The sequence below is a fragment of the Salmonella sp. GDC200615 genome (assembly GCF_050574145.1).
Classification (GTDB): domain Bacteria; phylum Pseudomonadota; class Gammaproteobacteria; order Enterobacterales; family Enterobacteriaceae; genus Salmonella; species Salmonella enterica.
The window spans coordinates 2,245,663-2,261,274 of sequence record NZ_CP192247.1; the positions used below are offsets into that span (position 1 = coordinate 2,245,663).

The 15,612-nt window shown below is 48.3% G+C and carries 14 protein-coding genes and 3 pseudogenes; 5 read left to right on the forward strand and 12 right to left on the reverse strand.

What is annotated here, in order from left to right; genetic code table 11:
* Positions 1-132 precede the first annotated feature (132 nt).
* Positions 133-177, forward strand: a pseudogene (locus ACQ29O_RS10765) (hypothetical protein); the annotation flags it as partial.
* 4 nt (positions 178-181) lie between these two features.
* A complete protein-coding gene (locus tag ACQ29O_RS10770) occupies positions 182-1,048 on the forward strand; it encodes a bestrophin family protein (RefSeq protein WP_077918269.1) in 867 nt (288 codons plus the stop codon).
* Between the two features lie 55 nt (positions 1,049-1,103).
* Here the strand turns inward: ACQ29O_RS10770 and ACQ29O_RS10775 are convergent, their stop codons facing one another.
* On the reverse strand, positions 1,104-1,646 hold the full coding sequence (locus tag ACQ29O_RS10775) for a YybH family protein (protein WP_000513126.1): 543 nt from the start codon (positions 1,644-1,646) through the stop codon (positions 1,104-1,106).
* A 716-nt stretch (positions 1,647-2,362) separates the two neighbouring features.
* Here ACQ29O_RS10775 and ompC point away from each other — a divergent pair.
* Entirely contained in the window at positions 2,363-3,481 is a 1,119-nt protein-coding gene (gene ompC, locus ACQ29O_RS10780; protein ID WP_000758342.1) for a porin OmpC, read from the forward strand.
* A gap of 140 nt (positions 3,482-3,621) precedes the next feature.
* On the opposite strand, the gene hypA is transcribed toward ompC, so the two are convergent.
* From hypA to ACQ29O_RS10825, 9 genes are read right to left on the reverse strand one after another with little or no spacing between them, the layout of a single operon-like run.
* Positions 3,622-3,963 (reverse strand): hydrogenase maturation nickel metallochaperone HypA, encoded by a 342-nt coding sequence (gene hypA, locus ACQ29O_RS10785; protein ID WP_000544772.1) that lies wholly within the window; start codon positions 3,961-3,963, stop codon positions 3,622-3,624.
* A 12-nt stretch (positions 3,964-3,975) separates the two neighbouring features.
* Complete coding sequence (locus ACQ29O_RS10790; RefSeq protein WP_001189401.1) at positions 3,976-4,863, reverse strand: ATP/GTP-binding protein; 888 nt, start codon at positions 4,861-4,863, stop codon at positions 3,976-3,978.
* Positions 4,851-5,912, reverse strand: a complete 1,062-nt coding sequence (locus ACQ29O_RS10795; RefSeq protein ID WP_001109927.1) for a hydrogenase expression/formation C-terminal domain-containing protein — start codon at positions 5,910-5,912, stop codon at positions 4,851-4,853. The genes ACQ29O_RS10790 and ACQ29O_RS10795 overlap by 13 nt, the downstream gene beginning before the upstream one ends.
* A gap of 17 nt (positions 5,913-5,929) precedes the next feature.
* Positions 5,930-6,340: a hydrogenase-1 operon protein HyaE2 gene (locus tag ACQ29O_RS10800; RefSeq protein ID WP_001746904.1), complete on the reverse strand. Its 411-nt coding sequence runs from the start codon at positions 6,338-6,340 to the stop codon at positions 5,930-5,932.
* Positions 6,337-6,636 (reverse strand): HypC/HybG/HupF family hydrogenase formation chaperone, encoded by a 300-nt coding sequence (gene hypC / locus ACQ29O_RS10805; RefSeq protein ID WP_000334904.1) that lies wholly within the window; start codon positions 6,634-6,636, stop codon positions 6,337-6,339. Before hypC ends, ACQ29O_RS10800 begins: the two co-directional genes overlap by 4 nt.
* The gene (hybD, locus tag ACQ29O_RS10810) at positions 6,636-7,244 is read right to left on the reverse strand and encodes a HyaD/HybD family hydrogenase maturation endopeptidase (protein ID WP_000852664.1); all 609 of its coding nucleotides are present in this window, start codon (positions 7,242-7,244) and stop codon (positions 6,636-6,638) included. The genes hypC and hybD overlap by 1 nt, the downstream gene beginning before the upstream one ends.
* A gap of 5 nt (positions 7,245-7,249) precedes the next feature.
* The gene (gene cybH, locus ACQ29O_RS10815) at positions 7,250-7,993 is read right to left on the reverse strand and encodes a Ni/Fe-hydrogenase, b-type cytochrome subunit (RefSeq protein WP_000924456.1); all 744 of its coding nucleotides are present in this window, start codon (positions 7,991-7,993) and stop codon (positions 7,250-7,252) included.
* Complete coding sequence (locus ACQ29O_RS10820; RefSeq protein WP_000331200.1) at positions 7,944-9,746, reverse strand: nickel-dependent hydrogenase large subunit; 1,803 nt, start codon at positions 9,744-9,746, stop codon at positions 7,944-7,946. The genes cybH and ACQ29O_RS10820 overlap by 50 nt, the downstream gene beginning before the upstream one ends.
* A gap of 2 nt (positions 9,747-9,748) precedes the next feature.
* Positions 9,749-10,852: a hydrogenase small subunit gene (locus tag ACQ29O_RS10825; protein ID WP_001194442.1), complete on the reverse strand. Its 1,104-nt coding sequence runs from the start codon at positions 10,850-10,852 to the stop codon at positions 9,749-9,751.
* A gap of 427 nt (positions 10,853-11,279) precedes the next feature.
* Between ACQ29O_RS10825 and ACQ29O_RS10830 the strand changes: the two are divergent.
* A pseudogene (locus tag ACQ29O_RS10830) lies at positions 11,280-12,371 on the forward strand (choloylglycine hydrolase family protein).
* Positions 12,372-12,416: 45 nt separating this feature from the next.
* Positions 12,417-13,220: a FadR/GntR family transcriptional regulator gene (locus ACQ29O_RS10835; RefSeq protein WP_020936974.1), complete on the forward strand. Its 804-nt coding sequence runs from the start codon at positions 12,417-12,419 to the stop codon at positions 13,218-13,220.
* A gap of 58 nt (positions 13,221-13,278) precedes the next feature.
* Here ACQ29O_RS10835 and ACQ29O_RS10840 read toward each other — a convergent pair whose 3' ends face one another.
* On the reverse strand, positions 13,279-14,304 hold the full coding sequence (locus ACQ29O_RS10840) for a zinc-binding alcohol dehydrogenase family protein (RefSeq protein WP_000864923.1): 1,026 nt from the start codon (positions 14,302-14,304) through the stop codon (positions 13,279-13,281).
* Positions 14,279-15,565: pseudogene (locus ACQ29O_RS10845) on the reverse strand (MFS transporter). Before ACQ29O_RS10845 ends, ACQ29O_RS10840 begins: the two are co-directional and overlap by 26 nt.
* Positions 15,566-15,612: the final 47 nt, after the last annotated feature.

Genomic DNA, 15,612 nt, shown 5'->3' on the forward strand with positions numbered 1-15,612 from the left:
TTTTTTTCAATGCCTGTCAGCACTGTGCAAAAAATGTTCTACAGGGCAGGGGATCCGTGTATCACCAGAAGCTTGCAACCTTGATCTGGATCACGTTTAATGACAGTGCTTTTTTACCTGCTGAAGATAATCATGATCGTTAGACCACAACAGCACTGGATTCGCCTGATATTTGTCTGGCATGGTTCCGTGTTATCTAAAATCTTTTCACGACTGCTCCTTAACTTTCTTCTTTCTATCGCCATTATTATCATGCTGCCCTGGTACACAATGCTGGGTATTAAGTTTTACCCTTGCGCCGTTTAGCATACTGGGCGTCGCTATCGCCATTTTTCTGGGGTTTCGCAATAATGCCTGTTATGCGCGTTACGTCGAAGCGCGACATTTGTGGGGGCAGTTGATGATCGCTTCACGCTCAATACTGCGTGAGGTGAAAACAACCTTGCCTGATGAACGCGGTATCGAGGATTTTGTTCGGTTACAAATCGCTTTTGCCCACTGTTTGCGTATGACATTGCGTCGACAGCCTCAAACGCAAGTTCTGGGCAACTATCTTGACCAGGAGGCGTTACAGAAAGTTGTCGCTTCCCATTCCCCTGCTAACCGTATCTTATTGCTGATGGGAGAGTGGCTGGCGATTCGCCGCCGCAGCGGAAAGCTTTCCGATATTTTATTTCATAGCCTCAACAACCGTTTAAATGATATGTCGTCAGTGTTGGCCGGCTGTGAACGCATCGCCAACACGCCGGTGCCTTTTGCCTATACGTTAATTTTGCATCGTACGGTTTATCTTTTCTGCATTATGTTGCCATTTGCACTGGTGGTTGATCTGCACTATATGACGCCGTTTATTTCGGTGCTTATTTCTTATACGTTTATCGCGTTGGATGCGTTAGCGGAAGAGTTGGAAGATCCGTTCGGTACTGAAAATAATGATTTACCGCTGGATGCGATATGCAATGCGATAGAAATCGATTTACTGCAAATGAATGATGAAAGGGATATTCCGGAAAAACGGATACCGGATAAGCGCTATCAACTGACCTGAGTTTGTCTTAACAGGCGCAGAATGTTCATCTGCGCCATAACCTGAAGAGCAAAGCTTAATAGCCTTCTCCAACGCCGGTTTTGGCTGGACCGGAGTAGTGGACATGAACGATTCGCCATCCTGTGTTTGGTATCTTCGCCCACACCTGGCTTTCGCGGCCTGTCGTGTGTTGAGTCTGCCCATTATCACGGCGTACCGCGGTAAAATGCCAGTCGAACTCTGCAACGGCGGCATTGCCATACACATGAATAGCAGGGGGAGCGTCCAGTTTTAATGTGCGTTTACTGAAAGTTTTACCCATAGTGGTGCCATAAAAATTTTCAGCGATCTGCGACCATCCGCGTTCGTGACCGCGTGGATGAATAAAACTGGTTTCCGGTGAAACATAAAAGAGCTGCTTGCCTAACGTTGGGTCTGCCTTATCTATTGAATAAAGGTAACGGTTAATGCCTTCTGTAATTTCTTGTTTAACGGTCGACGTAGCTTCATTTTGTGCGGCGGTTGGCGTTGCCGCTGATGCCGATGACACCATCAGAGTTAACGTTATCGCGGCGGCCGAAAACAATAGTGACGTTTTTTGCATAATAGTTATACCCATATGGTCTGTTTTTGAGACGCTTTATCTTTCCTGTTACGTTCACTTTTATACTAAAGGAGCATGGCTCACGAACAATAAAAAACATCCTTCTATAAAACTACCCCGAAAAGGGAGTAGTGCAATTAAGAATATCGTATTTGTTTGTAACGACATGACTCAAAATATCAACATTTAGAGTTTCAGTATTGTTGTTGTCCATTGACTTACTTTTATGTTTATTACCGCTGGTAAATAGTTAATCTTATGAATAGTGATATGCAAATGACCGTTTGCGCTATGTGATAATTAACCATAGTAAAAATACACGAAGCGAAGAAGTGCTATTTCAGTAGTACTGATATTTTCATAACGCTAATTTAGAAATAAATGTAAACGTAACAAATTATACACAAAAATAAGAAGGACTGTGGCCTCAACTGACTTGATTATGATTCCGTCTTAACGAATGTCAGCCGAGTATTCAGTGCCATTCTCGCCCTGGCATCCCCGACCGTAAGCCAGTTCTCTACTGGTAACCCCCTTGTTATTACAGCAGAAAACAGGGCATATCATTGATGTAGTCATGCTTAACTTGCATTTTAACATCACTAATACATAGCAAGATAATATTACACTTTGAAACTTAACGCACGGTAATTGTTAGTGATATTGTCCTGGACAGTTCCGCGAGCAGGTTTTGCGGAAAGTCCAAAAATAAGACAAATAAGGCATATAAAATGAAAAAAGTAGTGGTGTTATCTGCGGTAGCCGCAGCCGTAATGATGGCTGGAGCCGCCAACGCAGCAGAAATCTATAACAAGGATGGCAATAAACTGGATTTGTATGGCAAGGTCGACGGCCTGCATTATTTTTCCAGTAATCATAGTACGGATGGCGATCAATCTTATATCCGTATGGGTATTAAAGGCGAGACTCAAATTACCGATCAACTAACCGGTTTTGGACAGTGGGAGTATCAGGTCAACGCCAATCGTCCGGAAGATGGTGACTCCAGCGGTTCCCCGCAAAGCTGGACGCGTCTCGGTTTTGCTGGTTTGGCATTTGCCGATATGGGGTCTGTTGATTATGGTCGTAACTATGGCGTGTTATACGACATTGGTTCATGGACTGACGTACTGCCTGAATTTGGTAATGATTCGTATGAAGCTTCCGATAATTTTATGACCGGACGCGTGAATGGCGTTCTGACTTATCGCAATAATGATTTCTTTGGTCTGGTTGATGGTCTGAATATTGCGTTGCAGTATCAGGGTAAAAATGACGGCCTGTCGAAAGAAGGCGATCCTTTAAGTAATAATGCCAGAAAAAGTATCGCGTACCAGAATGGCGATGGTTTCGGGGCATCAGCGACATATGATTTGGGCATGGGGGTGAGCCTGGGGGCAGCCTATACCAGTTCCAAACGCACGCTTGATCAGATGACGCAAGATAAATACGAAAATGGCGACCGCGCTGAAGCCTGGACTGGCGGCGTGAAGTATGATGCCAATAATATTTACCTGGCGGCAAACTATACCCGTACTTATGATATGACCTATATGGGCGATACATTGGGCGGCTTTGCACATAAAACCGATAACTGGGAAATGGTAGGGCAATATCAATTTGATAATGGCTTACGCCCGTCACTGGCATTCCTGCAATCCAGAGCCAATGATGTTGATGGACTGGGTTCGTTCGACCTTGTGAAATATATTGATGTGGGTTCCTATTACTACTTCAATAAAAATATGTCCGCGTATGTTGACTACAAAATCAATCTGCTAAAAGATGGCAACCCATCGAATCCTAATACAGACAACACCGTGGCGCTCGGCTTAGTCTACGAGTTTTGATAAAACTTGCTGATTAAGACAGTTTAGGGATACCCTCCTTTTCCCAAAACTGGGTCACTGCTTAACCTTTATTATTGTTAATTTATTCTTTTATTATTTCAGGACGCTTCTGGCGTCCTTTTTTATTGCCTATTCGTTGACTATTCGACTTCGATCTCGCGAATGCGCATTCTGCTACTGTCATCTATCTGCACTTTGCCTGAATGACAAAAGGGACAACAGAGTGTGGATGTTTGAGAGGTGAAGGGTTGATTACAGGACAGACACCAACCTTGCGCCGGTGCGATAGTAATGTGGAAACGCGCATTGTCAGCAAGGGTATGACGAGCGGCGACGTCCAGGCCAAAATGCAGCGCCGGCACCTCAACACAGGCCATAACGCCAATCTCCAGCCAGACTTGCTTTACCTTGCTGAACTGGTGATTTACTGCCTGTTCCTCCAGCAATTCGATAATATTTTGCGCCAGGGCTAATTCATGCATGGGCCAGCTCCTTCATTCAACAATATTTACGGCGACACAAGGATCAATTACCTGTAACTGTTGCGACCACAATGAGAGTGGAATAGTGGCCAGTTCGCGAGCAATGACGCCGTCAGGTTGGGCGTGACGTGTGGTAGGCGAGATAATACGGTAATCAAGAATATTGCCTGACGTCGTCAGTCTGGCCTGATGAACTAACCATCCTCGCGCGGTTTCCACTACCGCTATTTTCCATTCGCCATCATCAAAACGATTCCAGCGCAGGGTGGGAAGGGCGCTCAAACTTCGGGCGAGCGTAATGCAGCGGGCCAGCAGACGTAGCGCAGTCGTTTTACCGCTAAGACAACAGGCTGACAGCAGCGGATATTCGATAGCCAGAGGCGAGACATCCAGGGGACCATGGGTTATTAACGTATGGTCCGGGGACGATGCCATCGGTAGTGTAGGTGTAATGATATTCTGTACTGCCGCCAGCCAGCGGGCGGTTTCAGAACGCTCTTGCAAAAACCAGGCTTCCCAGCCCTTTACGCCAGCGGCAAGCCAGGTCTGAGGATCATCGTCAAAAAAGATTGTGCTTGCCAGCGGGGATAACTCTCCGCGACGTAACAACGCCCATTCTTCAGCGGTTGCCTGTCGGTGGCTAAACAGGGGGAGCCAGTCTGTCAACGCGCGACGGAGCGTTTCTCGCGCCAGCTCTTGTTGTGCGGCCTGCATATCTGGCTTCTTTTCAGGAAACAACAGTAAAGCCGCCGCCGCGCTGTGCGCCTGAGCGCACAACGTAAACAAACGTGAAATAAGCGTTTTTGCGTATACCGGCGTTGCGCCCTGTAACAAACGACCGATCGGCGCCTCCTGCCAGATAATCCGTAGCGGGTGAGAATAGACGGTCAATCTTTGCACGAACTATTACCTTCATCGATCACCATAAACCCGGACTTACTGGTTTCGCAAACCGGACAGCACCAGTAATCAGGTAACTGGCTGAAGGGCACACCGGGTGGAATTTGCCATACGTCATCGCCCAGCGCAGGGTCGTAAACCCACCAACATACTTTGCACTCCATGCGCACCACTGGCTCATTTTCTGTAACCGGGTATTCTTTCAACCATTCCAACGTATTTTTTAGCCCCGCGTAGGCATCTTCGATATCATCGATGCCTGCAACGGCGATATCAGGAATGTCCGCTATCTCAATCATATCTTGCAGTAATGTGTTCATATCATTGAAATAATTGACCCGCCATACGCCGGGAAAATGCGTGCTTACAATCCGGCATTTACCATATCCGCGTGAAAAAATAGCGCTACAACCTTCGCCTAAAAAATGATCCAGATACTCGCGATCGGCATCGTTTACTGGCAACAGCGTTAAGTTAATGATATGCGGCTCTTTTACCGGCTGTTTTACGCGCTCGGCTATTTCATGCGCGATAAAGGCACCATTCATCAATCCCGCCGGTTGTGGCGGCAATTCTGGCGTAATCGGCGGCTGCGGATGCGTCTGCCAGATGCTCTCTGGGATCGGGCCAATGATAATTTCATCGGCAACCCGTTGCTGGTCAGCGTTATATTCACGCACACGCCAGACGCCCGTAAAAACCGTCTCCTGAATACGCTGTTCTTTTCCATCGGATAATAGTACCCGGGCGGAGATTTCACCTTCGCCGAGCAGTTGATCCAATAAACCGCTATTCTGTTGCTCAGTGGCATTCAGCTTATAGCTCAGGGGAAAGGGGAGCGTTGCCACTGGGTTATCCATATCGCGAATAAGCGTAGTCAGGATGTGTCTGGCAACACGGAGCTCAGCGGGCAGCGCCTGTTCCGGTAAAACCGGCGTCAGCGGGAGATTAATGCCGGCGGGGATAGGAAGAAAGTTAAAGTCTTCCTCTTCTGGCTGCGAGCCTGGTCCGGCAATATTAACGACTGGAATAGTTCTGGAATAATTCACGTGTGTTACCTTTCATTCTATTGCGTGATAACGGGAATATCCTGACGATAGCCCGGTGTGGTCAGCAATGCGGCCACCCGCTGAGAGTATTCTTGCCAGCTATATAATCCCGCCAGACTGCCGACAAAACGGTGCTGGCGAAAGAAAAGCAGCGCCGGATATTTCAGAATGCGATACTCCCGGGCGATCAGTTCACTCTGTTCGCTATCCGCAAATGCCGCGGTATAAGACGTCGCCGGAAATTGCTTGAGGATCTCCGGGATGATGACCCAACTGTCGGCGACTTCCGGATGTTTGTTGGGGTCGCTTTGCAGCAAAACCAGCACAGTCGGATGCGCATTAATCAACGACGGGAGCGTTTGCGCATCGGTAATCAGAAAGCCTTTATCCGCCAGTGGACAAACAGGATTTTGGGGTGAGATAGTCATTTTTTTAAATGCTCCGGTAATTCAGGCGTGCGAGACAATAAATCGGCAAAACCGGTCAGCGGATCGCTTTGCGTGAGCATGGCCTGTTCCAGTGAGTCCAGCGCCGCCAGTACCTCAGCGGCTTCCGCTTCGTCCATTTCTCGTCGTGCTGCGCCGCCAAATGTCAGCAGCCATGCGCCTGCTAAGGGGGGAGCCACAAGCCGAATATCAACGTCGATAAGCTCGCCGTGTCGGTCGCGGCATTTGGCGAACCACTGACCGGGTGAAATAACCTGCACAGGAACGCCGATACACATTATGATTTCTCTCTCTGTAGCACCCGAATATCGCCGACCCGGCAAGCGCTTTGCGCATCTGGGCGTTCATCTTCGTAGCGTTCCATACACAGGCTGTAATGATTGAGTCTTTCAGTGGGCAAGGCCGCTGAAGAGGCGGTGATACCCCATTGCGCCAGCACTTCCTGCGCGAGATAGACCGCAGGCATCAGTTGCGCCTTTACCTGCGGCGTAAGACTCCCGCCATAGTCATCCAGACATTCCGGCTGCACGCCAATCAGCACAATCTCCGATAACTGGCCGCCGGTTAATTGCAGCAATGCCAGCACTTCAGAAAAACTGGTCTGATGTAAACTGAGTTTTTTCGCCGTCAGATAGGCGGGAACCTGTTCATCACGAAACATCGCCAGCGAACCTGGAGCCATACCAAAATCGATAGCATCCATGATTAACAGTTTTTCGGTCTGTTGCAGCCAGGGCAGCAGCGCCAGCCCCTGCGTACCGCCATCAACAACGTCAACTTTCTCGTTATCGGCATACTGTTCAAACAGCTTTTCCGCCGCTCTGACGCCGAACCCTTCATCTGCCCAAAGCAGGTTGCCAAGCCCTAAGATTGTTACTTCTGCCATTGTTATCACCTGAACCAGCGCCAGCCGCTTATCATGACGGAAATCACGCTTTGTCGGCTCATAATGTCTTCGCGGATAGCGGTATAAACATGCGCAATGACGAAGGCGATAATGAACCACATGCCCAGCCGGTGCCAGAAATGCAGCGCGAGGCTATCGTTGCCAGTCAGGCGAATCATCCAGCCAAACCATTGATACGCCCAACTGTCTGTTCCAAGTCCTTCGCCATAGAGCGCAAAGCCGCTACACACCATCAGTACGGACATCCAGAAATAGAACATTACCGCCAGTCCCGCTACCGGATTATGTCCATAGTAACGATGGGCCTCTTTTTCGAGGAAAAAATACCAGCGGATTTCGCTGATAACGCCTTTGCGCCAGGCGCGGCGCCAGAACGGAACCAGAAACATCTCCCTGGCGTACTCATTGCCGACACATGCCCAGTAAATACGAAACAGCAGCGCGACAGTAAAAATATACGCCGTGGTAAAATGGATCAGTCGTATCCAGCCCATCCAAAACATAAAGGTCGCTTCACCTTGAATCGATGGCAGGGGGCGGCCAATGAAATATCCTGTAACAGCCAGGACGACAATGGATAACGCCGTGATCCAGTGCCATAAACGGACCGGAGCTTCATAGATATAGTACCCCTGGCTGGTTATTTCTTTGAGATGCATTGAGACCTCCGAATCGTCGTCATCGTACCTGAACCCTGACCAGCTCCCCTCCATGATTATCAATAACATGGGTGGAGCAGGCCAGGCAGGGATCGAAGCTGTGCAGAGTACGTAAAATCTCCAATGGTTGATCGGGAACGGCGAGTTTAGTCCCCATTAACGCCGCTTCGTACGCGCCAATTTGACCTTTATCGTCACGTGGCCCGGCATTCCAGGTTGTCGGTACCACACACTGATAGCTGTCGATTTTCTGATTTTCAATTTTTATCCAGTGCCCCAGCGCGCCACGCGGCGCCTCGCTGAAACCAACGCCTTTTGCCGATGTAGGCCAGGTATCGGGTTCCCAGAGCGTGACGTTTGCCGTCGCCGTATCGCCGGACTTGAGGTTACGCATCAGACGATCGAAGAAATATTGCAGCGTATTGCCTGCCCATACGGATTCCAGCGCACGCGCGGCAGTACGTCCTAATGTAGAAAAGAGCGCTTCTTTAGGAAGCTTTAATACACTCAGCAGTTGATCCACGGGCTCTTTAAATTCCGGTTTATTTTGATGATATCCAATCAGATAACGCGCCAGCGGACCTACCTCCATCGCATGTCCCTTCCAGCGCGGCGATTTAATCCATGAATATTTAGCGGACTCATCCACCTGTTCGATAAAAGTTTTTGTGCCTTTATAGTGTTCGCCCATGACCAGTTGCGGTTCGGTCAGACCATCCCAGGGATGCAGGCCCTTATCGTTATTGCCGTTACCATAGGTATACCAGGAGTGAGTGACAAACTCCTGAATCTCATCGGGGGCGGTTAAATCGACAGGATGAATTTCGTCGAAACGACCGTTAATGATAGCCCCACGCGGAAGCAGAAGATTACTGGCGGAATAATCGTTAGGGTTATCCGGAAACTCGCCATAAGCCAGCAGGTTCATGCTCGATAACCCGCCGCCGATTTTTGCCCAGTCTTTGTAATAACTGGCAATCAGCAAGACGTCCGGAAGATAAACCTGTTCGCAGAACTGGCGAGCTTTTTGGATGATGGAACTGACAAGGTTCAGGCGTTCCATATTCACTGCGCCGACCGCGCCCGTTTCGTCAAGGTTGATGGCGCAAGGAACGCCGCCCACCAGCCAGTTAGGATGCGGGTTTTTACCACCGAAAACGGTGTGAATTTTTACGATCTCTTTTTGAAAATCGAGCGCTTCAAGATAGTGGGCGACCGCCAGCAAATTGGCTTCCGGCGGAAGTTTCATCGCCGGATGTCCCCAGTAGCCATTACGGAAAGGGCCAAGTTGACCGGACTCGATAAACCGCTTCAGTCGATTTTGCAAATCGCGGAAATATCCCGGCGAGGATAGCGGCCATGCGGAAAGGCTTTGCGCGATGGCGGAGGTCTGATGCGGGTCGGCTTTCAGGGCGGCAACCACATCAACCCAGTCCAGCGCGTGCAGATGATAAAAATGCACCAGGTGATCGTGAACGTGTAGCGTAGCCTGCATCATATTACGGATACAGTTTGCGTTGTCCGGAATCGCGATTCCCAGCGCATTTTCTACGGCACGGATTGAGGTCAGAGCGTGTGTACCGGTGCAGACGCCGCAAATGCGTTCAACAAATGCCCAGGCGTCTCGCGGATCGCGACCTTTCAGGATAACCTCCAGGCCGCGCCACATGGTGCCGGTCGACACGGCGTTAGTAATGACATTATTACTGTCGATATTCACTTCGCAACGCATATGCCCTTCGATGCGAGTAACCGGATCGACCACAATTCGCCGTCCGCTATTGTCCAGCGTAAAACCCTGAGTCTGATAAGGATATGCCATAATTATTTTTTCTCTTCCGGAGCGTTTTCTGATGACGTGTTGTTTTTATTGCGGGCGTGTTTTATGGCGCTCACCGTGGCGTGAGCGATGGCGGCAGCGCCCGCGACGCCGGCAACGCCCAGTCCGATTTTATCGGCGGTAGCTTCAATGCCGGTTTGCGGAATGCCCGTTGCCCGGCTGTAAAAAGAACCGTAATCCCAGAATCCATCTTCCGAACATCCGAGGCATCCATGACCCGACTGGATAGGAAAAGACACGCCATCATTCCAGCGAACGGTTGAACAGGCGTTATAGGTGGTCGGGCCTTTACAGCCCATCTTGTACAGGCAATACCCTTTTCTGGCGCCTTCGTCATCCCACGCTTCCACAAATTGACCGGCATCGAAATGCGCGCGTCGGTAACATTTGTCATGAATTCGCTGGCCATAAAACATTTTTGGTCGTCCAAGACGATCAAGGGGAGGGATGCGATCAAATGCCAGCATATAGGTGATAACGGCGGACATCACTTCAGGTATAGGCGGGCAGCCTGGCACTTTAATAATGGGTTTATCGGTAATTAATTTGTGAACCGGCGTGGCTTTAGTTGGGTTGGGACGGGCTGCCTGCACGCAGCCCCATGATGCGCAGGCCCCCCAGGCGATAATCGCTTTAGCATCCGCGCTGACGCGTTTTAACTTCTCCAGGAACGGCTCGCCAGCCAGTATGCAAAACATCCCATCTTCATTCAGCGGCGCGTTACCTTCCACGGCAACGATATAATTTCCTTTGTACTCACGCATCACATCCGCCAACGCCTGCTCAGCTTGTTGCCCTGCGGCGGCCATAATGGTGTCGTCATAATCCAGGGAAATGAGCGACAAAATGGCATCTTTTGCCAACGGGTGCGCAGAGCGAATGAAAGATTCGGTACAGCAGGTACATTCAAGACCATGCAGCCATATCACTGGCGTACGCGGTTTATTCTCCAGGGCATAAGCTATCTGAGGAATCATCGAACTGCTCAGGCCTAAAGACGTTGCGGTAAGGCTGCAAAACTTGAGGAAGCTACGCCTTGTCACGCCGTGTCTACGCATAACTTGATAAAATGTATCTTGTGTTTGCATAACGTTTATCCCAAACCACTATAGTTAGTGTGGGCATCATATGTTGCATTTCTTGTCTTTCTCAACGTGTTTTAGTAGCAATTATGTTTCTAATTCGTAACAACTGATTACATGTGTGCTACTCACATTACTCAAAAACATAAATTAATTTAATGTTATTGGTGATGTGGAGTAAATATAGCGTTGTGAAGATATCTCTTAATGTTGATAAGAAACCGTGTTTTTTATTTATAACATGATGGGATTTTTTTAAATGGTCACACGGATAACGCGTTTCATGTTAGTTCGCTGTGTTTAACTCTCCTTTAAACCCGTTAGTTAAATTTATTAGCTTGTAAAATAAGATCACAATTAATTACGTGCTGCATAACCATTGATAGGTTTAATTTAATATATTCATCCAATTCATTTTACAAACAAGGAGAGCATGATGAAAAAAAGTAAAGCAATTTTATTTATCGCTCCGGCGCTGTTTTCATACGCCATGGCTGCACAGGCCTGCACAACCCTTGCTATTCAGGATAAACAAGGCGATATTTTTCATGGGCGTACGCTGGAATATATGCAGGATTTACCCTCATGGTTAACGTATTACCCGGCGGGAACACAGTTTGATAAAAAAACGCCGGATGGCAGCCAGGGGATAAGCTATCAGGCGAAGTATCCGATACTGGCCATTACTTCCACCATTACTGATGGCGATAGCAGAGACATACTTGAAGGCATGAATAGCGCGGGATTGTCATTTAGTGAAAACATGATCATGAATGCGCAGTTGCCGCCATTGCCCGCGAGTGAATATAAACAGGCAATTCCTGTCACCTCGTTGGGAGAATGGGCGCTGGCCCGTTTTGCTACTGTCGGCGAGGTAAAACAGGCAATAAAAGAGGGCAAATTCTGGTCACCGGAACTGCATCGGTTTGGCGATCTGAAATCGCCATTTCATTACGCGTTTTACGACAAGAAAGGAGGAAGCATTGTCGTTGAAGTGGAAAATGGCAAATTCCATGTCTATGACAATCCCACTCGCGTGATGACAAATGGTCCCGCATTCCCCTGGCATCTGACAAATCTGAATAATTATACGCAATTAACCAATGTGGACCGCTCTTCAGGCACATAGGGCGGGATAAAAGTGATGCAGCCTGATAGCGGGATTGCTATTGCAGACTTGCCATCGTCCGATACGTCGGTTTCCCGTTTTATACGCGGCGTTTATTACACCACATATGCGCCGCAAGCGACATCCGCCCACGACGCAATGAATACGCTTGCACATATTATGAGCCGTTTCGATCGTCCGAAAAATATTACGGTTGATTATATGGGGAGTGAAGGGGAAGGCAACGCTACCCGCAAACCGGTCTCAGAATATACGGTCTGGACAACGCTGTCTGACTTAACGCACGGTGAGATGATGGTGCGCGGCTACAATGATATCAACTATAAAACCTGGTCTCTTTCTCAGTTTAAGAACGCGACAGCGCCCGTGTTCGAGAAAATCAACGTCAAAGGATAAATAGCTCATCTCGGTTTAGTTTCCCCGGTAGTCTCGGCGAAGGTAATGGAGGCTACCGGCGGTTGCTTCTCTTTATCATGCACGGTAATTAATTATCACGATCACCAGCGCCAGGATGGTATGCTAAATCCATTCAAAATCCCCTGGATATGGATTGGAGGGCGCATGGTTATACCTGAGGTCAGGCAGGAGAGGCTCTATCAGAAGATAGCCAACCTCATCATTAAGCTGATCAATGATAATATTTTTCCCCCGGGAACTTTTTTACCGCCAGAACGCGAACTGGCAAAACAGCTTGGCGTGAGCCGCGCCTCCTTGCGAGAAGCCCTTATTGTACTGGAGATCTCCGGATGGATCGTGATTCAGTCCGGTAATGGGGTTATCGTTTCAGATAAAAAACACCTTGCCAGAGACTATACCATCGAAGAAATTCTCTCTACTCGCGAGCTGGTTGATAGCCATTGTGCGCGCTTAGCCGCACAAAACGATAACGTTGACGTCATCAACCAAATAGAGGCGATTTATCATCGTATGGATCAAGCCATTAACGATAATAACGTCCACGGCTTTTACTCGCTGGATAAAGAGTTTCACCTTGCGATCTCTGAGGCTAGCCGTAACCGGGTGTTGTTCGATATGTCCCGTATGTTATGGGAACAACGGATTAAACAACGGATTAATATCCCTTATGCCGGGCTTGATGAGCAGTCTGGAGACAGAAATGTTTTACTTAATCTCAACAAACAACATAAAGCGATAGTGGATGCAATGCGCCAGTCTGATGCTGACAGCGCTTATGAGGGATCGCTGGAACATTTACGCTATGTGAGAAAGATTGTCGGCGGCTAAGTTTGTCGGTAAATAACACCGCATGGCGGATATGCCATGCGGTAGAACTCGCCGTAAATCAATGGAAAACAGCATTAATCTTTAAGTAGCGCTCCGGATAGCGATCAAGTTCTTTAACTGCATCAGGGATCTCATCAAGATTGACGACCTTACTGACAACATCTTGCGGATTAATCTCCAGCGTTGACAGCATGCGTAATGCCTCATCAAATTCACCGGCACTGGTGCGGGAACCGCGTAAATCCAGTTCTTTATAGGTGATCAGGTTCGTCGGCAGCGACGTTTCCTGTTTTGGCCATCCGGTAAACGAAATACGACCAGCAAACGATGCTAAATCAAGCGTATTTCGAATAGCGCTATTTGCGCCGGAAGCTTCTATCACGACCTGCGCCATGGTGCCGTGGGTGATATTTTTAATAGCGTCGATAACCTGATCGTCAGCGGCGTTCAGCACATAAGGAACGCCAAGCTTTTGCGCATAGCGTAGCCTTTCTTCCACAATATCGATCAGAATAGGCATTGCCTTGTAATGACGCGCGCTTAATGCCGCCATAAGACCAATGGCCCCCGCGCCGATGATGGCAACATATTCCCCAGCCTTAACGTTTGCCCGATGCAGCGCGTGCAGAGCGATGGTCAGCGGTTCTGCCAGCGGCGCCATTTCAGAAGGCACATTATCTGGTATTTTATGAATTAAATGTGCGGGATGAGTAACCACCTCCTGCATTGCGCCATCGACATGCACGCCAATGACGTTTAAATTTTCACAACAATTAGTTCTGCCGACAGAGCAAGGGTAGCAGTGACCACAATAAATATAGGGGTCAACAATTACGCGGTCACCTTCTTTAATATTGTCCGGCATTCCGGCGCCTTCCTGAAGAACAATTCCGGTCACTTCATGCCCAATAATTCTTGGGTAAGTAACCAGTGGGTTCGTTCCACGAAAAGCCCCGATATCCGATCCGCAAATGCCTGCAGCATCAACCTTAATTAATACTTCATTTTCTTTCTTATGGGGATAATCCACCCAGCGGGTTTCAACTTCACCAGGCTTATTAATGAACACAGCTTTGACTTTCATTGGCTTTGAATCCTTTACTTTTTACAAACACGAAGACCAACAGGCTTGAAACGATAGCGATAGCACCAGCCAGATAGAACGCATAGTCATATTTACCGCTAAATTGAACGATAAAACCGGTGACAAGCGGACCGATAATACCGGATATATTAGCCAGGCCATGCATGGCTCCTCCGACGCTCCCTACCTTATCTTTATGAACAACATCCTGAATAACAGCCCAATAAATTGGGCCTGTTAAATAGAGCAGGAAGAGTGAAACTGACATGAGCGTAATTGCGCTACCAATAGTGCTAACGGTACCGGAAACGGCAACACATACCGCCGCGCCTGCCAGACATACGCCCAGAATAAGTCGACGTGAGAGCAGAGCATTACCGGTAATCCGATAAATTACATCAGAACAGACGCCGCCGAGTACCATACCAATGGCGCCGATGACCCAGGGAATTACCGTAGCGATACTAATTTCTTTAATATCGAGATGTAACGAATGGTTCAGGTAACTTGGGAACCAGGTCAGGAAGAAAAAAAGAATATAGTTGTAGCTGAAAAAAGCCAGAGTTGTCGCCCATACCATTGGTTGTTTCATGTAATAGCCGAGTGAAGGCGTAGCCCGGCCATCATCAGATAAAATAACGTCCTCATGATTTTCAAAATCAATGCGTTCTTCCGGCGCCAGGCGTTTACTCATTGTTGGCTTATCGCTAACGATAAAGTATCACAGTAGTACCCAGACCAGGCCAAATAAGAAAATAATGCCAAATGCGGGGCGCCAGCCTAAGGATAACGCCAGCAGGCCCACTATCGGCCCGGACACCGCGCCGCCGAGCGGGGAACCGGCGCTAAAAATTCCGATCGCCGTGGCAGACTCCTTTCGGGAAATCCAGTTATTGATGATTTTATTTCCGGCAGCGCTGACCGGTCCTTCAGCCATACCGAAAAGAACGCGCACGATAAGCATTGTCCACAATCCGGTGACCAAACCAGTTAAGCCACAAAATACAGACCATAGTAACGCTGCGATGAGAAAAACCGTTTTTGGCCCAACTTTATCGCTGGCCCAGCCACCAATAAAATTAAACAGGGCGTATCCGATAAAAAACGCGCTGAAGATCATCCCCATCTCCGCGGCGTTAAATCCTAACTCCTTTTCGATCAAGGGGGCAGTTATCGACAATGCTGAACGATCCATATAGTTGAGCATGTAAACTATAAATAGAAGAAAAACGATAAGCCATCCCATTGTTTTTCTTTTCATGATTAATCCTCTTATTGTGGTCTAGTGGCCTGACCACAATATTTTAA